The sequence below is a fragment of the Sinorhizobium sp. BG8 genome, from assembly GCF_016864555.1.
Lineage (GTDB): Bacteria > Pseudomonadota > Alphaproteobacteria > Rhizobiales > Rhizobiaceae > BG8.
In genome coordinates this window covers 3,238,662-3,256,103 of sequence record NZ_CP044011.1, presented here as the reverse complement: position 1 = coordinate 3,256,103, position 17,442 = coordinate 3,238,662, and the positions used below count along the sequence as shown (strand labels likewise).

The following is a 17,442-nucleotide window of genomic DNA, read 5'->3' as shown; positions in this document are numbered from 1 at the left end:
CCGACATCAATAAGCTTACTCGCTGACAGGCCAGTCGACCGACATCCTGTTTACTTCCTCGGGTGTCTGGGCGTTTGGAGCAACCATGGCAACGATGAAGGCCAGGAGCCCGCCCAACACGATCAACTCGATTGTGCGCTTCATGATTCCCTCCGTTAGGAAAGCCTAACGCTGAGGGCTGAGGTATCGCCAGTCACAACACTGCGATTATGGTGGCCATCTTCGGGGTGAACGGTTCGCTGTCCGTCGCCTGAACTTTCTCTCCCAACCTTCAATTCAGAAGTGCTTTGCTATGAATTGTCGCGCCGTATCGCCTTATGCGGATCCGTGCAGTATAAGCCTTTGATCCACCGCGCCGCCTCGGCTCAGATATCGTTCCCTTTCTATCCGGCCCTTGTGGTCTGCTCCTTGTGGCAAAAGAACAGCTGGAACAGGCCCAAAGGAGCGGAGCGGGTAGCAAATCGAACACGTTGAAGAATGAACAAGTGGCTGAAATGTATAAAGAAGCTCTGAGTACCGGGACGAAGATCTTCGCCACGGCGCCGATGATCGACTGGTCGGATCGGCACTTTCGCTTCTTCGCGCGCCAGCTTTCGCGCAGTGCGTTGCTCTATACCGAAATGATCGTCGCGGACGCTATCCTGCGTGGCAACCGCGAGAAGCTGCTTGGTTTCGACGATGTCGAGCATCCTGTTGCGCTGCAGCTCGGCGGAAACGACCCGCAGAAGCTTGCGGAGGCGGCGCGGATCGGCGAGGCGTTCGGATACGACGAGATCAACATGAACGTCGGCTGCCCGTCCGACAGGGTGCAGTCCGGCACTTTTGGAGCGTGCCTTATGCGCGAGCCGCAGCTGGTTGCCGATTGCGTGTCGGCGATGAAGGCGGCGGTGAAGATCCCCGTCACGGTGAAGTGCCGCATCGGCGTCGATGACCAGGACCCCGAGGTGGCGTTGCGGGATCTCGTCTCCCGCGTTCGGGCCGCCGGCGTGGATGCGGTCTGGGTTCATGCGCGAAAGGCTTGGCTCCAGGGTCTGAGCCCCAAGGAAAACCGCGACATTCCTCCGCTCGACTATGATCTCGTGCGCCGGCTCAAGGCGGAAAACGCGAATCTCTTCATTGGTTTGAATGGTGGACTTCATGCGTTGAGTCAGGCGCTTGAGGAAATGAATCGGGGTGCCGTATCTGCGGAACCTGCCGTCGGGCAGGTGTCGCACGACCTTTCGAACGCGGGCCCTTCGCTCGACGGCGTCATGCTCGGTCGTGCGGCCTATCACGACAGCGGCATGCTGACCGGCGTCGATGCGCTCTTCCCGATTCCGGTCCATGGCAGCCGCACCGAACAGGAAGATGGCGTCGCGGGCGTTTCCAGCGGGTCGAGGGATCCTGCCCACTGGGACGGGGTGCGCGACGCTATGATGGCCTATGCAGAACGCGTGATGGCGGGCGGAGGCCGGCTCAATCATGTCACGCGCCACATGGTCGGCCTGTTCCAGGGATATCCCGGGGCAAGGCGCTACCGGCAGATCCTTTCCTCAGAGGCGACGCGGCCGGGCGCCGGCAGCGAAGTGATCGCCAATGCCTTCGCGGCAATCCAGGAAGCCGGAACGGCAAGACAGGCGGCAGAGTAGGGCGCGGGCAAGCTCCTTCCGGGGAAGGGGTTACGCTCTCAAAAAGCACCGTGGTCGCTCCTGAAGCACGTTTAGGCCTGCTTGCTTCATCCTCTTCCGCGTCTTCGTCGTTCTCATGTGCCGGTTGGACCTCGTTGCAGGATACTTACCCTGTGCTTGTTCGGATGCGGAACATTGTAGTCGCCACGGAACCGGCGGGGAAAATGCATGGAGGAGCAGCGCGAACCGGGCGAATGGCAGCGTTGCGGCGCTGGTTCGCATGAGACAGTCCGGGCGTCAGTTGCGGCCTGGGGCGCGGGGAAAGCGTGGACAGTCGAATTCCGTCCACAATTTCGTCCCCTCTGCGGTCGAACATGGCGCCGCCGCCCGGTGCTTCGGGGTTGATGACAGCCCGGCAAGCCTTTACTTCGGGGGGCGGGACAGGTGTTGGAATGCGAGAAGAACAGGTGGCTGCGTGATCGATCCCTATGCAATGCTCGGAGTTGACCGCGATGCCGATGACCAGGCCGTCAAGACGGCCTACCGCAAGGCGGTGAAGGGTGCTCATCCCGATTCGGGCGGCGACGCGGAACAGTTCGCGAGGCTGCAGACCGCCTACGATCTCCTGAAAGATCCGGTGCGCCGCCGCGTCTACGACGACACCGGCTACGATCCGCAGCTCGCCGATCCGCGCGACCTGCAGGGGCTGATGATGCTGGAGCCGCTGGTCAACGACTTCATTCTCGACGAACGCGAGCCCGGCAGCTTCGATCCCGTCGCGGCGATGCGCCGCAAGCTCACCGACGACATCGTGCGCAGCCGCGTCCACATTCTCGAGCTGGAGCGCCATCGTGCACGCGTGCGCCAGCACATGGACCGGCTCGGCCGGCGGCCGGGGACGGATGTCCTCGGCTCGATGCTGCGCGCCCGCAGCCACTCCATCGCCGAGGCGATCCGCAACGCCGAGACCCAGATCGAGGCGATCGAGCAGGCCTACACGATGCTGGAAGGCTACTCCTACGAGCTGGAAGCCCAGATTTCGAAGAGCGAGGCGGCGGAATAGGCGCAAGGATCAGCCTTCCGTCAGCGCGCGGGCGGTGAGCAGCTTGGCCCCGGCGGCGGCGAAGGCCGCATTGTGCCGGTCGATGACCGTTGCAGCGCCTTCGCCGGGACCATCTACTGTGCTGTGGGTGTCCGACACCACCGTTACGCCAAGGCCGGCATCGATCGCGCCGCGGACCGTCGCTGCCACGCAGAAATCTGTCTGCGCACCGAGGAGCACAATCTCCCGAGCGCCCTGATCCGCCACCCAGGCAGCAAAGGCTGGATTGCTGAAGGCGTTCCCCTCGGACTTCGAAAAGACAGGCTCGTCGTCCCGCTGGCCGAGCGCCGGCCATAGGGACCAACCGGGGGCACCCGGCTCCAGCGGATCGCCCTGCGGCCCGTCATGACGGATGAAAGCAACCTCGCGGCCAGAAAGCCGCGCCCATTCGATGACCGCTCGGGCGCGGGCGACAAGTGCGTCTGCTCCATGCAGGGGAGGCTCGGCAACACCATCGAACATCCCTGTCTGCAGGTCTATCACGACGACGGGAGCGGGCGGAAACGTGTCGGGGTTTGTCATGAGTTGAGACCTAGCGCATAGGACCGCGATGGCAAGGTCATAATGGCATGCCGGGCTGCGCGCAGGTGCCGGGCAACGGTCTTGACTTCGGCCAGGATGAGCCGATGATTCCCGGTGTTTCCGGGGTGTGTCATGACGCTGCGCAGCAATCCGAAAATCGGAGCGCGACCCACACAGCCTTGCGTCGTTTGTCGCGAAGCAATCGCACTCGGCGCGAAGAAGTGCACGCATTGCGGCTCCCACCAGAACTGGATGCACGGCGTAACCACCTGGATCTCCCTTCTTGCGGCGCCCGCGGCGCTCCTGCCGCTCGTGACCATCGCGGGATCGATGCTGGCGCTGGTGACTGTGGGCAATGCAGGGAGGATCGAAATGGAACTGGCCCAGTGCACGCGCGACAGGATCGAGGCGGTGTTCATCAATTCCGGCAAGCGTCCGGCAATGGTGGTCGGCCATGCCTTTGAACTCCTGAGTGACGGCCAGCCGCAAAAGGTGGACTATGAGACCCGTCCCGAGGCAGGGCCGGTCAGGGCGATCAATCCGGGAGACGCGGCGCAGACGATCGTCTATCACGCCCATTACCAGGGCTCGGCGTGGTTCTTCCTGCCGATGGGCAGCAAGGTGAAAGCCTGCAAATACAGGCTGACCGCGACCTGGAGGAATTTCTCGGGAGAGACCATTCCGATCGTGCGGGAGTGTCCATGTCCAGAGCGTTGACATTCCTATTCATCCTCGCCGGGATCGCAACCGCCACGGGACCGGCCAGGCTCGGCGCCGCCGAGATTGCGTTGTTCGACTATCGCGGCGACAGGACGCAATTCGATATCCTGCGCGGGGTTCTCGACCAGCGCGTGGCCAATCTTGCGGCCCAGGTCTTCGATGGTACGGCACCCATGCCCGCCGACGGGAGCCATCTCTCCAGCTTCAAGATCACCGCCTACGGCGCGGATACGCTGGCCAATCCGAACCAGGCGATCCGCTGGATCGACAACCACGGCGACATCGTCAGCGTGTTGCAGGGAACGATCTTCCCCGGCAGCGGGCCCGAGTTCACCGCGTTCAGCCGGTTCACGCTTGCGGGCGAGATCCCGAACGGCAATCCGCAGGTCGTCACGATAGAGGCGCTTATCGGTCCGCAGGAGTTCGCCAACAACCGGGACAGCCACACGCTGATGATCCTCTATTGCCTGGCCAAGGATGCCAAGCGCCGAGGATTGAGCCCGGACTACATTTCCGCCTTGCTGAAGACAGCGAAGGGCCTGCTTGACGACATTGCCCGAAGGTCCAACGGACCGATGGCACCGGCGCTTCAGGCGATCCAGGCCGATGTCGTTTCCGGCCTCGGGACGAGGGCCCCTAGATGCGAAACGCCCTGCGTGCGCCTATACTCGCGGTTCTTGCCCTGCTGCTGTCCTGGAGCGGCGCACGGTGCGAGCCTCTGCGCGTCCTGGTCGGCCAGTTCGCGGGTCCGGGCAGCGTTGGCGACAGCATGATGACCACGCTCTATTTCGAGCTCATCAAGGCCTTCGACCGCCCGGGCGAAAAGGGGGTGTGGGTTCTCTACGGGGCAGACCCGCTCGAGGGCGGCAGCTACGAGTCGGCGACTGCACGGGCGATGCGGCCCTCGACGCGGGCCGACGTGGTGATCTGGGGCAGCGTCACGCCCTACGGCACCGGTTACGTCGTGCAGTCCTACCTTGCAGTCACGCGACTGGCCGAGCGGCGAAGCGTACGCCCGGAGTTCTGGCGGGTGGCGCGCAATCTCAGCGATGGCGCGCGCATCGAGATCGGGCTCGGCCTGCCGGGGCACTTCTACGATTTCGAACCCTTCCGGGTGTCTGATGATCTCGTGCAGAAGTTCAGCAGCCCGGATGGCATGCCGCTCTACGGTAGCGCCAAAGGCGGTGAAGTCGTCGGACATGTCGACGGAACCTTCACCTTCGGTACCATCCTGCGGGACAGCATACGGATCCGGCTGGACAAAAACGGGCTTTCGGGCTGGATCCACCTGACCGACTTCGACCGCGAGAACATCCAGGCGAACCAATTCTGCCAGGCACTGCTGCGCTACCTCCGCGGCGACTGGCAGGGTGCGCGAACCGCCTTGCTCGGGATCGTGGAGCGGCCGGACCTGCCCAGCAGCATCCTCGTCGACAGCCTGATCCTCCTCGGCGTGACCGAGGAAAAAATGGGGCAATCCGGCCTTCAACGCTTCGAGCGGGCCTTTGAAATCAACTCCTACAACCGTACGGGCGCGCAATTTCTCATCCTCGGCAGGCTCAGCGAAATGCAGCGCCGCGGTCCGGGGGAGGAGGCGTCTGCCATTGGCCGCTCCGTCCTCGATTTCATCCGGGACACGGCGGCGCTGTATCCGCCGGGAGATCCCTGGATCGAAAGAGCCCGGCAGTTCGCCGCGGCGGAGCAGAGACCCTGAGGGAGAAAGCCATGCGCCATACTCGTACTCTTCGCACGGCCGTTGCGATCCTCGTCGCGTTTCACGCCAGCGCGGCCCTGGCCGGCGGGCCGGCGGGTGCGGTCAAGGCCCTGCCGCCGGATGCCAAGGCATACCTGATCTCAGGGCTTCGAGAAGCGGACGTCCTCACGGAGGCTGCGAGCAAAGACGACGAGGGCATTGCCGCGGCCGTCATGGACTACTACTTCGAGCACCAAGACGAGATCACTCGGGGCGGCAGTGAATCCGAGACGGTCGATATCGTCGTGTGTCTGCTCGACCGTCATTTCCGCCCCGCCGGTCCGGACATCATGGAACCGAAGGAGCCGATCTGCATAAACCATCTCGTGCCGGCGGACCATTGAGATCCGCGGTCGGCCTCATGTGCTACACGATGCTCGGCGTGGCGGCGCACGTCCGCTTCCACCGCTTCATCACGCGGCGCACCTGCGGCCCCCAGTCGCCATCGGCCAGCATCAACCAGGCGGCAATCGCCAGTACCGCTTCCTCCGTCCGGCGCTTCTCGGAATCGAACGCGGGAAAGACGACGGGGAAGTCGCTCGCGAGAATACCGATCGCCCTTTCGACGGCCTGCAGAAGGTCGTCATAGGCCGCGCGCGGCTCGTCCACCAGCATCTCGTGGCAGGGCGCGCGCTCAAGCCGCATCGGGCGCTCCGCCACAAGGCATCGGCGGGCGCGCCGGCAATCACGGTGCGGGCAGCAGGAGAGCGGCAGCCAGAGCGCGTTTGCGACGGCGGCCATGACATGGGGGCGGAATTCGGGAGGTATCTGCTTGTCGGCCATACTGAGCAATACGGTGTGCATGATGCTCTCCTTTCGCGCGGTCAGGGAAACGACGCGCCTTTCGCCACGGCGCGCGGCCCCGCGCTGGCGATTGCCAGCCGGGCTGCGACGAGGACTCGGACGGGGCGCCGGAAGCTGCCACATCTGAAAATTCAATTACGGCACCTTGCGGCGCCCCGTTCGGCGGTTTGTGCCCGCAACTGCGGTCCCTCTGCTGCCGCCCATGGCCGTTGCCGGGCTCGGACGGGGATGTGTGCACCACAGGCACGTCCGGAGCGAAAGTGGGTCACGCTGGCGACCCGTGTCTCCGGAGGAGGACCATTTTCTGCGAACCCCGGACGAGAGAGCATGCGTCGTTCCCGCTCGGCCGGCGCCGATCCCGTCTCGCCGCGACGCCTCGCGGTGTATCCGTGACGGAATGGACAGCATTGTAGGCAAGGGGTGCCAGGCGGGGATGAGGCGGGCCGACGTTTTTTCATTGCGGCGGATGACGGATAAGCGAATTCAGTGGCTTACGGGCGCTACCGCGACCAGAATATCAGGAGAGGCGGATTGAAAATCCGCGCCTTTCGCCCGTGTCCGGGTCCTTTTCCCGGGAAGTGACATTCGCCGGACCCTGGGTTTTCGCTCTTCCAGGCATCGCGGCGTGATCCTTACCGCCGCCGCGCAAGCGCGGACGCAGGACAGCCCCACACTTCCGCCGGAACGGCGTCGTGGCGTATCGCAGCTCTCCGGATTTTCCATCCGTGCTTCGGAGTGTCCTGTCTTTTGCGCATGTGTCCGTCACGGGGCCAGAGACCCCTTCCGGGAGAGATGCCTTAGCGCGCCGGGCTGCCTTCAAGCCGCTGGCGGACGAGCTCGACGCTGCCGCGCACATAGAGCGCGAACGGCTTGCCGCCGGCGCTGGTGATCGCCAAGGCGATGATGGTGACGCCTTCCTCGAAGGTCGAGATGTAGAGCACCTGATCGGTATTGACGTAGACGTCCTGGTTGTGGGTGGACTTGAAACCGATCATTGCCATGCATCACTCCTTTCATGCCGTTGGGGCGAGGTATCATGGATTCGTTGCTGGAAGGTTGAGGGCGGGGCGTTTAGGCGTGCTGCCATCTTCCCACACCAAAAGCGCCGCAAACAGAAGCCGCAAGCTGGGCCTGTTGCTCTATGCTGTTTCGGCGTATTCGCCTGCGAAATAAGTACATTTGACCCTTCACAATCTGGAAGGCCTCCGAGCCTTTCGGCGTGCTCGGTTCATTCGTCGGGCTGGAGCAGAATTGTGTGTAGTGGTAGGTTAATGCATGAACGTATTGGCACTTATAAGTTACATTCTTTTACCACGATTGGTCATCTGCAATTTCATTGCGTCGATCACTAACTAGGCTGACCAGGGCCCTCAACGACTCTGTTAGCTCTATGTGTCCATCAGCTGAGCTATACGGAATAATGTTAATGCCCCGGGTTTCCTTCATTAGTGAAATTTGCATTTCGTTGATCGGTTTAGGAACACACATGAAATGATTTCTTAAGTTATACCGATATCGATAGTTCTCAAACAAGAGCTGGACGTCTGGGTCGTTCATGCCGCACCCAAGTATTAAAAACGAATGAGTGGCAATTAACGCATCAAGAATTCCGTAAAATGCTGAATATTTATTTCTCGCTCCAGCGTAGTCGCTAGTCGAAAATATCAATTTATCTGGGCTGTCTATCGATCCATGAAGCTTTAGTAGATATCTTTCTGGTCCGCTTGTTACTGCGCCAATATCGTCGTCCCAGTAATTCTTTACAATGTAAGTCCCTTGACTCTTGGTGATGGCAAACGTGTCGTAAATTCTATCAAAATTCACAGAGCAAACGATTCTACTGTCTAAATCAAAGATTAGTTGGTGAATATCTGCCGGTTTATAATTTGGTCGTTGAAAGTCGTTTTTTACCAAATCTATCCATTGGTCATCGTAAATTTTCTTGAGATATTCGCAGGCCTCCAAGTAGCGGTACTGATTGATTGCTTTTGTCAGGTGGGTCGGAGCGGTATCTAAACCCGCTTTTGCTGCTTGAAGGAAGGTGTGCCATGTGGGTGGCCTGTAGCCATTATTGTCAGTAGAATTCGCTGACACTCCGGAGCCAATAAGGATAACAACCGAGCGGCGAGCGATCCGGTCAATGAGTGATGGATTCCACTTGATCATGCGTTCAGAACTCGGGCGTTGGCTTCGATTTTGCTAGCAATGCCATCAAACAAATTCTTGGCGTCTTCAACCTTACTAAAATGCGCTCCCCTGACGCCATCCTTCGACTTGAGTAGAAAAATGGGTTTCCGTGCTGTTTGTGACATGGGGACTAGACTGTGCAGATTCGGTATTGTTCCTAGTCGATATTCTATATCTGTTTTCTTTGCGGATAGTTTTTCAACAAAATTCTTAGATACCACTTTGGGAATCTGTTTCATTATTCTCTCGTAAGAATGAACTACTCTAGATTCTCCATCGACGGTCTTCTGTGTGTATTGTTGCGCAACATATCCAAGAAATTGCAAATTGAAGTTCAATTTCTTTGGAAGTTCATCAAGCTCTTCTTTGTCCACTTGAGAAATTCCAATTTCTAAGCGCTTCCTCCACTCATTTATTGCAATCGAAATGTTCTCGATTGCTCGCAGACTAAATATGTCGATGGACATGGGGCTTATGAAATAGTCACTAGCTAATAGGACCGCCCGATTGATTGAGCCGAGGGAGGGGCCAACATCAAATAGGACATAGTCGTAGTCGCCGCAGCGTTCGAGAACATCTTGGAATAAAAACGATGTTCTAAGGCCTCGAATGCTACCAGAAATCGAATCCTGCCAATCCTTTGACAGAAGATCCTCTTTCAATGAGAGTCTTGGATCTCCGCAAATTAGGTCAACTGCATACGATGGGACGGAGATTGGTTTCAGTTGTTCGTTATAACCCTTACCTAGTGAAAGTGGATGAATAATGTTGTGTATAGTGTAACTATTTCTATCCTCATAAATATTTAGAATTTCCTCATCGCTAAGCATTAGTTGAGTGGCGTTACATTGTGGATCCGCATCTATTACCAGTACTTTTTTATTCAGATTATTTCCTAGGTATGCGGCGACATTGCACAAAAGTGTAGTTTTCCCCACTCCGCCTTTGTTATTGAAGAAAGCGATGGATTTCATTTATTTTTAGCCCTTCGAAATTGGCTGATACTATCTGCTGTATAATACCGAGATGTTCTCAATATTCATTGGTTTGGAGATCATCCGGAATAGCCATGGTTTCGATCGTGATCGTACCCAATTTTATCTTATAGGCGAATCATGAAAGACTCGTATGACGAAAGTTGAGGTAGCAAGAAAGCAACACCGCTCACCGCCCCGGCCGTCCCGTCTTGCCCTTCGTCCGGCCCTTGCGCTTCTGTTCGCCCGGGTCCTCGTAGGAACCGGCGCCGATCTTGCCGCGGACGAGCGGGCGGGGGTCATTCTTTTCGCTCACGCTGTCGGCGCTGCCCGGGGACGCCGAACGATCGGCGGCGGACGCTTGTCCGCTGCGCTGCGCTCTGGTGTCCGCATCCGGCTTCTGAGGGATGTGTCCGGTCACCGGTTTCTCGGTCCGCCCGACGGTCATTTCGTCGAGGGAATTCCTGCGGAACAGCGACTTCCCTGATGGGACTTCCGTGTCTGTGCCGGGACCCATGTCGTCGAGGGAGGGTTTCTGGAACAGGGAACCTGACGGGGCCTTGTCGCCGCCTTCGGCATTGCGCGCCGCATCGGCCTTGCTCCCCGTCGTGCCTTCGGCACTCCGCGCCTCTTGCCGTGCCATGGGGTCGTCCATCGTGGCGAGTTCGGCCGCCTTGAGGCGCTTGATCTCGTCGCGGATGCGGGCGGCCTTCTCGAAGTCGAGGTCGGCGGCGGCGTCGCGCATCTGCTTCTCCAGCGCCTCGAGGTGAGCCTTGAGGTTGTTGCCGACAAGGTGGCCGGCCTCGGCAAATCCCTTGCCGCCGACGCCTGATATGTCGGCGCGAACGTGGTCGCGCTCGTAGACGCTGTCGAGGATGTCGGAGATCTTCGCCTTCACCGATTCCGGAGTGATGCCGTTCGCCTCGTTGTAGGCCACCTGTTTCTCACGGCGGCGGCCGGTCTCGTCCATGGCGCGCTGCATGGACCCGGTGATCTGGTCGGCATAGAGGATGACCTTGCCATCGACGTTTCGCGCCGCGCGGCCGATGGTCTGGATGAGGGACGTTTCCGAGCGCAGGAAGCCTTCCTTGTCGGCGTCGAGGATGGCGACGAAGCCGCATTCGGGAATGTCGAGGCCTTCGCGCAGGAGGTTGATGCCGACCAGCACGTCGAAGGCGCCGAGGCGCAGATCGCGGATGATCTCGATGCGCTCCAGCGTGTCGATGTCGGAGTGCATGTAGCGCACGCGAACACCCTGCTCGTGCAGGTATTCGGTCAGGTCCTCGGCCATGCGCTTGGTGAGCACGGTGACGAGGGTACGGTAGCCGGCGGCGGCGGTCTCGCGGATTTCGCCGAGGACGTCGTCCACCTGGGTTTTTGCCGAGCGGACCTCGACGGGCGGGTCGATCAGGCCGGTCGGGCGGATGACCTGCTCGGCGAAGACGCCGCCGGACTGCTCCATCTCCCAGCCGCCCGGCGTCGCGGACACGGCGATGGTATCGGGGCGCATGGCGTCCCATTCCTCGAAGCGGAGTGGCCGGTTGTCCATGCAGGAGGGCAGGCGGAAGCCGTATTCGGCGAGCGTCGCCTTGCGGCGGAAGTCGCCACGGTACATGCCGCCGATCTGCGGGATGGTGACGTGGCTCTCGTCGATGAAGATCAGCGCGTTGTCCGGGATGTATTCGAAGAGGGTCGGCGGCGGCTCGCCGGGCCTGCGGCCCGTCAGGTAGCGCGAATAGTTCTCGATGCCCTGGCAGGAGCCGGTGGCCTCCAGCATTTCCAGGTCGTAGCGGGTGCGCTGCTCCAGGCGCTGCGCCTCCAGCAGGCGGCCGGCCTTCTCCAGCTCCGCGAGCCGCAGCTTGAGTTCCTCGCGGATCGACTTGATGGCGCCGTTGAGCGTCGGGCGCGGGGTGACGTAGTGCGAATTGGCGTAGATCTTCACCGACTTCAGGTCGCCGGTCTTCTGGCCGGTCAAGGGGTCGAACTCGGTGATCGCGTCGATCTCGTCGCCGAACATCGAGATGCGCCAGGCGGCATCCTCAAGGTGGGCCGGGAAGATCTCGATGGTGTCGCCGCGCACCCGGAACGAGCCGCGCTGGAAATCCATGTCGCGGCGCTTGTATTGCTGGGCCACGAGGTCGGCCAGCAGCTGGCGCTGGTCGAGCCGGTCGCCGACCTGCATCTGGAAGGTCATGGCGGTGTAGGTCTCGACCGAACCGATACCGTAGATGCAGGAGACGGAGGCGACGATGATGCAGTCGTCGCGTTCGAGCAGCGAGCGGGTCGCCGAGTGGCGCATGCGGTCGATCTGCTCGTTGATCGAGGATTCCTTCTCGATGTAGGTGTCGGAGCGCGGAACGTAGGCCTCGGGCTGGTAGTAGTCGTAGTAGGAGACGAAGTACTCGACCGCGTTTTCCGGGAAGAAGTTCCTGAACTCCGAATAGAGCTGGGCGGCGAGCGTCTTGTTCGGCGCGAGGATGACGGCGGGGCGCTGCGTCGCCTCGATCACCTTGGCCATGGTGAAGGTCTTGCCCGAGCCGGTGACGCCGAGGAGGACCTGCGAGCGCTCGCCATTGTCCAGGCCCTCGACGAGGTCCTTGATGGCGGTCGGCTGGTCGCCGGCCGGCTGGTATTCGCTCATCATGCGTATCGGCACGCCGCCTTCCGACTTTTCCGGCCGGGCAGGGCGGTGCGGCGTCCAGAGCTTGCCGTCCTTGAAAAGCGGGTTGCCGGACTCGATCAGCTTCGACAGGGCCTCGACCGTCGCGGTGACGCCGGATCCGGACGTGAGCTTGTCGGCCTCCTCCAGCGAGACGTCGAGACCGGCGACGGGGTTGAGACCGGCCGCGGTGCGCGTCTTCGGGTCCGTCGAACCGCCGATCGAGACGCCCCGGGATGTCTTGGAGGCCGATATCTCGACCTTCTTGCGGTGCTTTCCGGCCTTGGAGGCGATCTGGCGCTGCGTCTCGATGGAGGAGGCCTCCGCCTCGGCTTCAAGCTGCTTCACCCAGTCGGACACGCTGCCGGAGAGGGGAGCGCCTTCAAAGGACGCTTGCGGGGCTTCCTCGAAGCCTGGGCTCGAGGGCGACGGTTTTTTCGGTGATCTGGCCATGGCGGGAATATGGAGAGAGTCAGGACGAAAGGAAAGAGGCAAAGAGTACAAAAGGGAAACGGATTGCACGCCGCGCGCGGTTCTCCCGGCACCGGAACAGGGGCGGACGCGGCCGGGCACGTTCGGCATGCGGGATCCGGGACCAGAGGCTCACGAGGACCGGGCCCGGCGGTGGCGCGCGATCAGGGCGCGGGCCGGGGAGCCGGGCTGCGCGCTCCCCCGACCTCCGGGAGGCCTCCGCTCACAGACGGGCTGAGCCCGTCCGTGCCGTCGCCGGTCACGGGACCACGACGCCCTGGGCGTCTCCGCAGGAGCAGATCGAGCCGAGGATGGCCGGCGGTATCTGGCACACGCCCTGCTGAGTGGAGCAATGATACCCCAGGGCCTGCGCCATTTCGCGTCCGACGATCGCCTGTGAATGCTGGGCGGCGCTGACGATCAGCGTCGCCAGAACGAGGGCTGTGGATGCTTTCAGGTTCATGGCGTTCCTCTCATCCGTTTGCGTTGTTTCCATAAGCATGCGCCCGGGAGATCCGGACGTCGCGTCATTTCGGCGTTGCGACTTCGGCCTGCACCGTGGAAGGCGGCGATTCCGCCTGCCTGATCTCGACTGCCGGCTGGTCGACGATGGTGACGGCATCGTCGATCGCGTCCATGCCCTCGCTGGTCCAGACCCGGAGCGGCAGCTTGTAGCTGCACCGCCTGAGCGTCGGCCCGACGGGTTCCGTGGCGGCGACCTGGGGAGCCGAGCTTCCGACGGGGACGTCCTTGCAGGCGCTCTGCTCGTCGTAATTGCTCTCGATGATGTTGAAGGTGGCGATCACGCCCTTCATGTCCGGAAGCACGAAGATCTCGTCGGCCTTCTGGCTGCCGAGAGTGACGACGGTGCTTCGCCAGAGCCGGATGCCCGGAATGATCACGGAGCCCTTGCGGCCCGTGTGCAGGACGACGTTCCTGTCGAAAAGCTGCTCGTCGATGTTCGGCCGCCTGTAGACCTCGCCGTCGGCGAGAAACGCATCGAAGATCTCGTAGTCGGGCGGCACGGGAATCGGGTATTTCTTGGAAGGCAGCGAGAAGGCTTCCTCGCCGCTCTCGTCGATCCAGCTCGGCGTGACTTCCGCGACGATCTCGTCGGCCCAAGCGGGCACGGACAGAAGGGCCGTCTGGGAAAAGCCTTCGGGCCTTGCGTGGGCGGGCTTGCCGGCGGAAATCCAGCCGAACTCGATCGCATCGCTCCCGCCGCCCGTTCCGAAGGTGACGATCTCCGGCTCCGTGTCGAAGACCTGTTCCTGCGTCTCATGACCGAGAAGGCCGGAAAGGCCGGCGGCCCCGCCGGGATCGGGTGTCTGGATGTTGAGCCTCAGACTTGCGGACTTCGACAGGATGCGCGCGGTCGATGAACCGTTGGGGATGAGCGAATAGAGATAGGAGTCGGACTTCTCCACCCGCTTCAGGAAACTGAAGTATCCGGCCGGAAAATAGATGGACGTCAGGTTTCCTTTTTTCGGGAAGAAGTCGTCGGGCTTGCATTCCCTTCCCAACTGGACCGGCATGGCGGCTCGCTCCTCGAGATCGCGGTTGCCGGTCGGCGCGGCGATCGGTGGGATGCACAACGGCTCGGCCGGCGTCAGGGAGAAGATGTCCCGGGCGTCCTTCTTGTCGAACAGGTCGTAGAACTCCGGCGACAGGCCGTAGACCGATCCCGGAAGGGGCAGGGCGGTCGAAGAGGTGATCCGCCGCGGGGTGAAGTAGATGCGGTGCCTGACGTCGTCGCGGGTGATCGGCGCGAATTTCGACGTCGGCAGCGCGATGCGGCTGAAGACCTCGTCGAGTTCCGCCGGGTCGTCCGACTCGAGCGTGTAGATCGAGGCATCGACGGGGAAGACGGTGAGCTTGACCTCGGAGCAGAGCCCCTCCGCCGCCATTGCGTTCTTGTACTGGAGAACGAGCACCCCGGACCACGGCTCCGGAAGCGGCACGAAGCCCTGGATCGTCTCGGGAAAATCGAAGTCGCTGTGGACGGAGAGAACCTTGTAGAGGCTCTCCCGGAACATTTCGCGCACACCGCCCTCGCTGAAGCTCACGCCTTCGACGGGCATCCGGATGCCGGCTTCGTCCAGCTTTCGCTGGCAGGCGCGCACGAGCTGAACGTTCAGCCTGTATTCGAGATTGGCCAGCCAGCGGCCATACTGGATGTAGGAGCGATGCAGGCTGTGCGTCTCGTCCTCGAGGAGATTGGCGGGCGTCAGGTAGTAGGCGTTGATGAACTTGGACTCCACCGACGACGTTTCGTTTTCCGTGGCGGGCAGCATCTTCTCCGCTGTCACCTTGACGGTGACCTTGGCGTTGTAACGGGCCCCTGACCGTTTGAGGACGGTGGTGTCGAACTTCAGCGCGACCAGCGAGTTGCCGGTCAGATCGTGGCGGTCATCGAGCATGTTCTCGATGATGTCCTGGCGGATCTTGTCGCGCATCGCCGCCCGCAGATCGTAGTCGATGTCGTAGGGGAAGTCGGTCCTTTGCGGTTGCGCGGACTCTCCGCCCTGTTGGGCGGCGGTGCTCCCGGCGCCAGCCGCAGTCGCGGGCTTCCCGGCGCTGGCGGCCGTTGCGGTCTTCGCCACGGGCGCCGCCGCCGCTTCCTGCGTTTCGCTTCCCGCCGAAATCGAGAGCGACGACCTGGCGATGTCTGCGCCGAAGGTCGCTCCGTCGAGGTCCTGCAGCTTCCTGTTCAGCCAGGCCGCCTGCAGGTAGCGGTCGTTGACCAGACGCTCACGCGTGTAGACCTCGGGGCTCTCGACATAGATCTGTCCCGGGGCTTTCCAGAACTGAAAATCCGGGAGTCCGAAGACATAGAAGAGGTAAAAGAGAACCAGCGCCCCGATGCCAAGCGCGCCGAAGCCGAGAAACTTCCGCAATCCTGCCATAAGGCCCGAGCGTTGCGCGGGTGGCTCTTCGGGGGCGGGTGTGGGATGCAGAACTTCCGCCATGATTGAGCGCTCCCCTCAGGGATTCCCTTCGGTGCGCGCCGGCGGGGTCTTTCCACCGGCACCACCCTTCGTTTCGGTCGAACCGCTCTTCTTGTTGACGGGGGTCTCCACTGTTCTATTCGTTTTCTTGTTGCTGGCGACGCAGGAGACGAAAACGTCCGGGCCGTTGGAACATTGAAGGAAGCGCGCGAGACCGCTGCCGCAGGTCGTGGACGGCTGATTGACAGGCGCTCCGGCACTGCCGTCCGCGCAGGATTGAGCCTGGGCGCCCGCCACATACAGGAACACTGCGCCCGACACCGCAGCGGCGCGGGCAACACGTGCAAGCATCTTTACCGACTGCCGCATTGACAAGCTCCCTGTCCGGTCTGTCAACTTCGCGTCTGCTAAGAACTGCAACTCTTCAAATGGAGATGAGACCAACTGGCAGCTGTTGCTTCAATGCGCCGCGGAGGGTCGAACAGAGTCGATAAAAACCTGGTCTCTCGACAATACTTACAGCACATTGCCGAAAAAAATGAAGTCAATCAAGAGTATTGCCGTCTGCGCGATGCGAAACGCCTCCGACGGCGATGCGGCGCGTCTCGGCGGCGAGAGGGCTGCGCCCGGAAATTGCCATATCACCCTGCTTGACGCATCGCGAGAACTCGCCTAGCCGGAAAAATCTTCCCGCACCAAGGATTCGCCATGCTTTCCAGCCTCAGCTCCGCCGCAATCAGGCCCATCATCATGCTGTGCCTGTCCAACATCTTCATGACCTTCGCCTGGTACGGGCATCTGAAATTCAAGTCGGCGCCGCTCTACGTGGTGGTACTGGCGAGCTGGGGCATCGCCTTCTTCGAGTATTGCCTCGCCGTGCCGGCCAACCGGATCGGCCACGAGTTCTATTCGGCGGCCCAGCTGAAGACCATCCAGGAGGTCATCACGCTGCTGGTCTTCGCAGGCTTCTCGGTGTTCTGGCTCAAAGAAAGCCTGACCTGGAACCACCTCATCGGCTTCGCGCTGATCGCGGCCGGTGCCGCGTTCGTGTTCAAGGCCTGAGGATCGCGCCCACTGCCGTCAAACGGCCGCGCGAGGGTCAATCGAGGATGTCGAAGGCCCTGAAGATCCAGCTCACCTGATGTATCAGGCCCAGCGTGACGAAGGCCGCGTGGAACCGGCGATTGGCGGTCCATGCGGCGATACATGCGAGGACGATGTAGGCGAGGTTGCGGGCCGGATACTCATATCCGAAGGATCCGAAATAGGCGGTGCCCTTGAGCGCCGTATCCAGCAGATCGACCGCATAGGTGAGGGCGAGCAACAGGAAGAACCATTTCCGCCTGGACATGAAATACTGCTCGTAGCTGCCGTATTCCTCGATCGAGGCAGGAAATAGCAGCACGCAGAGAAAAAAGAACAGGCAGCAATAGCAGATGAGGAAGAGGTAGACGCCGAAGCCGATGACCGTCAGCGTCGGCAGCCGATACTCCCACCACCAGAAATGCAGGATGAACAGGAACATGGACAGCACCCAGGCGAGGTGGATCCAGTAGGGCCTGTCCTTTCCCGGATGCTGGACGAAGGTGGCAAGCCCCGTCAGCAGGCGCGCCATGCTGAGGCTGATCACCATGCCGATGACAACACGGATATGGCCGAAGAGGGCGGGATCCGGTGCGTGGGGCTCCATTCGTC

At 61.3% G+C, this 17,442-nt stretch carries 17 protein-coding genes; 6 read left to right on the top strand and 11 right to left on the bottom strand.

What is annotated here, in order from left to right; all coding sequences use genetic code 11:
• Positions 1-15 precede the first annotated feature (15 nt).
• Positions 16-144, bottom strand: coding sequence for a hypothetical protein (locus F3Y30_RS26620; protein ID WP_281435386.1), 129 nt, complete (start codon positions 142-144; stop codon positions 16-18).
• A gap of 350 nt (positions 145-494) precedes the next feature.
• Between F3Y30_RS26620 and dusA the strand changes: the two genes are divergently transcribed.
• Together dusA and F3Y30_RS15355 are read left to right on the top strand one after the other, a co-directional pair.
• A complete protein-coding gene (gene dusA / locus F3Y30_RS15360; RefSeq protein ID WP_203423556.1) occupies positions 495-1,628 on the top strand; it encodes a tRNA dihydrouridine(20/20a) synthase DusA in 1,134 nt (377 codons plus the stop codon).
• Positions 1,629-2,100: 472 nt separating this feature from the next.
• Entirely contained in the window at positions 2,101-2,670 is a 570-nt protein-coding gene (locus tag F3Y30_RS15355) for a J domain-containing protein (RefSeq protein WP_203426635.1), read from the top strand.
• A gap of 9 nt (positions 2,671-2,679) precedes the next feature.
• Here the strand turns inward: F3Y30_RS15355 and F3Y30_RS15350 are convergent, their stop codons facing one another.
• Positions 2,680-3,231, bottom strand: coding sequence for an isochorismatase family protein (locus F3Y30_RS15350; RefSeq protein WP_203423554.1), 552 nt, complete (start codon positions 3,229-3,231; stop codon positions 2,680-2,682).
• Between the two features lie 132 nt (positions 3,232-3,363).
• On the opposite strand from F3Y30_RS15350, the gene F3Y30_RS15345 reads away from it, so the two are divergent.
• The 3 genes from F3Y30_RS15345 to F3Y30_RS15335 all read left to right on the top strand — a co-directional run bounded on the left by F3Y30_RS15345 (position 3,364) and on the right by F3Y30_RS15335 (position 6,048).
• Complete coding sequence (locus F3Y30_RS15345; protein ID WP_203423552.1) at positions 3,364-3,948, top strand: hypothetical protein; 585 nt, start codon at positions 3,364-3,366, stop codon at positions 3,946-3,948.
• 643 nt (positions 3,949-4,591) lie between these two features.
• Positions 4,592-5,665 (top strand): hypothetical protein, encoded by a 1,074-nt coding sequence (locus tag F3Y30_RS15340; RefSeq protein WP_203423550.1) that lies wholly within the window; start codon positions 4,592-4,594, stop codon positions 5,663-5,665.
• Between the two features lie 11 nt (positions 5,666-5,676).
• Positions 5,677-6,048 (top strand): hypothetical protein, encoded by a 372-nt coding sequence (locus F3Y30_RS15335; protein WP_203423548.1) that lies wholly within the window; start codon positions 5,677-5,679, stop codon positions 6,046-6,048.
• 22 nt (positions 6,049-6,070) lie between these two features.
• On the opposite strand, the gene F3Y30_RS15330 is transcribed toward F3Y30_RS15335, so the two are convergent.
• The 8 genes from F3Y30_RS15330 to F3Y30_RS15295 form a co-directional block, all read right to left on the bottom strand.
• On the bottom strand, positions 6,071-6,508 hold the full coding sequence (locus F3Y30_RS15330; protein WP_203423545.1) for a hypothetical protein: 438 nt from the start codon (positions 6,506-6,508) through the stop codon (positions 6,071-6,073).
• Between the two features lie 797 nt (positions 6,509-7,305).
• Positions 7,306-7,509, bottom strand: a complete 204-nt coding sequence (locus F3Y30_RS15325; protein WP_203423542.1) for a hypothetical protein — start codon at positions 7,507-7,509, stop codon at positions 7,306-7,308.
• A gap of 307 nt (positions 7,510-7,816) precedes the next feature.
• Positions 7,817-8,674, bottom strand: a complete 858-nt coding sequence (locus F3Y30_RS15320; protein ID WP_203423539.1) for an SIR2 family protein — start codon at positions 8,672-8,674, stop codon at positions 7,817-7,819.
• Positions 8,671-9,669: an AAA family ATPase gene (locus F3Y30_RS15315; protein ID WP_203423537.1), complete on the bottom strand. Its 999-nt coding sequence runs from the start codon at positions 9,667-9,669 to the stop codon at positions 8,671-8,673. The genes F3Y30_RS15320 and F3Y30_RS15315 overlap by 4 nt, the downstream gene beginning before the upstream one ends.
• Before the next feature lie 190 nt (positions 9,670-9,859).
• A complete protein-coding gene (uvrB, locus tag F3Y30_RS15310) occupies positions 9,860-12,781 on the bottom strand; it encodes an excinuclease ABC subunit UvrB (protein ID WP_203423536.1) in 2,922 nt (973 codons plus the stop codon).
• A 277-nt stretch (positions 12,782-13,058) separates the two neighbouring features.
• A complete protein-coding gene (locus tag F3Y30_RS15305) occupies positions 13,059-13,262 on the bottom strand; it encodes a hypothetical protein (RefSeq protein ID WP_203423534.1) in 204 nt (67 codons plus the stop codon).
• A gap of 64 nt (positions 13,263-13,326) precedes the next feature.
• On the bottom strand, positions 13,327-15,768 hold the full coding sequence (locus F3Y30_RS15300; protein ID WP_203423533.1) for a hypothetical protein: 2,442 nt from the start codon (positions 15,766-15,768) through the stop codon (positions 13,327-13,329).
• 15 nt (positions 15,769-15,783) lie between these two features.
• Positions 15,784-16,116: a hypothetical protein gene (locus tag F3Y30_RS15295; protein WP_203423531.1), complete on the bottom strand. Its 333-nt coding sequence runs from the start codon at positions 16,114-16,116 to the stop codon at positions 15,784-15,786.
• Positions 16,117-16,455: 339 nt separating this feature from the next.
• Between F3Y30_RS15295 and F3Y30_RS15290 the strand changes: the two genes are divergently transcribed.
• On the top strand, positions 16,456-16,809 hold the full coding sequence (locus F3Y30_RS15290; RefSeq protein ID WP_203423530.1) for a DMT family protein: 354 nt from the start codon (positions 16,456-16,458) through the stop codon (positions 16,807-16,809).
• A 37-nt stretch (positions 16,810-16,846) separates the two neighbouring features.
• On the opposite strand, the gene F3Y30_RS15285 is transcribed toward F3Y30_RS15290, so the two are convergent.
• On the bottom strand, positions 16,847-17,437 hold the full coding sequence (locus F3Y30_RS15285) for a hypothetical protein (protein ID WP_203423528.1): 591 nt from the start codon (positions 17,435-17,437) through the stop codon (positions 16,847-16,849).
• Positions 17,438-17,442 lie beyond the last annotated feature (5 nt).

Excerpts from the sequence above, each read along its gene's own strand:
- F3Y30_RS26620 (WP_281435386.1), bottom strand. The coding sequence starts at position 144 with ATGAAGCGCACAATCGAGTTGATCGTGTTGGGCGGGCTCCTGGCCTTC.
- dusA (WP_203423556.1), top strand. The coding sequence starts at position 495 with ATGTATAAAGAAGCTCTGAGTACCGGGACGAAGATCTTCGCCACGGCG.
- F3Y30_RS15355 (WP_203426635.1), top strand. The coding sequence starts at position 2,101 with ATGCTCGGAGTTGACCGCGATGCCGATGACCAGGCCGTCAAGACGGCC.
- F3Y30_RS15350 (WP_203423554.1), bottom strand. The coding sequence starts at position 3,231 with ATGACAAACCCCGACACGTTTCCGCCCGCTCCCGTCGTCGTGATAGAC.
- F3Y30_RS15345 (WP_203423552.1), top strand. The coding sequence starts at position 3,364 with ATGACGCTGCGCAGCAATCCGAAAATCGGAGCGCGACCCACACAGCCT.
- F3Y30_RS15340 (WP_203423550.1), top strand. The coding sequence starts at position 4,592 with ATGCGAAACGCCCTGCGTGCGCCTATACTCGCGGTTCTTGCCCTGCTG.
- F3Y30_RS15335 (WP_203423548.1), top strand. The coding sequence starts at position 5,677 with ATGCGCCATACTCGTACTCTTCGCACGGCCGTTGCGATCCTCGTCGCG.
- F3Y30_RS15330 (WP_203423545.1), bottom strand. The coding sequence starts at position 6,508 with ATGCACACCGTATTGCTCAGTATGGCCGACAAGCAGATACCTCCCGAA.
- F3Y30_RS15325 (WP_203423542.1), bottom strand. The coding sequence starts at position 7,509 with ATGGCAATGATCGGTTTCAAGTCCACCCACAACCAGGACGTCTACGTC.
- F3Y30_RS15320 (WP_203423539.1), bottom strand. The coding sequence starts at position 8,674 with ATGATCAAGTGGAATCCATCACTCATTGACCGGATCGCTCGCCGCTCG.
- F3Y30_RS15315 (WP_203423537.1), bottom strand. The coding sequence starts at position 9,669 with ATGAAATCCATCGCTTTCTTCAATAACAAAGGCGGAGTGGGGAAAACT.
- uvrB (WP_203423536.1), bottom strand. The coding sequence starts at position 12,781 with ATGGCCAGATCACCGAAAAAACCGTCGCCCTCGAGCCCAGGCTTCGAG.
- F3Y30_RS15305 (WP_203423534.1), bottom strand. The coding sequence starts at position 13,262 with ATGAACCTGAAAGCATCCACAGCCCTCGTTCTGGCGACGCTGATCGTC.
- F3Y30_RS15300 (WP_203423533.1), bottom strand. The coding sequence starts at position 15,768 with ATGGCGGAAGTTCTGCATCCCACACCCGCCCCCGAAGAGCCACCCGCG.
- F3Y30_RS15295 (WP_203423531.1), bottom strand. The coding sequence starts at position 16,116 with ATGCGGCAGTCGGTAAAGATGCTTGCACGTGTTGCCCGCGCCGCTGCG.
- F3Y30_RS15290 (WP_203423530.1), top strand. The coding sequence starts at position 16,456 with ATGCTTTCCAGCCTCAGCTCCGCCGCAATCAGGCCCATCATCATGCTG.
- F3Y30_RS15285 (WP_203423528.1), bottom strand. The coding sequence starts at position 17,437 with ATGGAGCCCCACGCACCGGATCCCGCCCTCTTCGGCCATATCCGTGTT.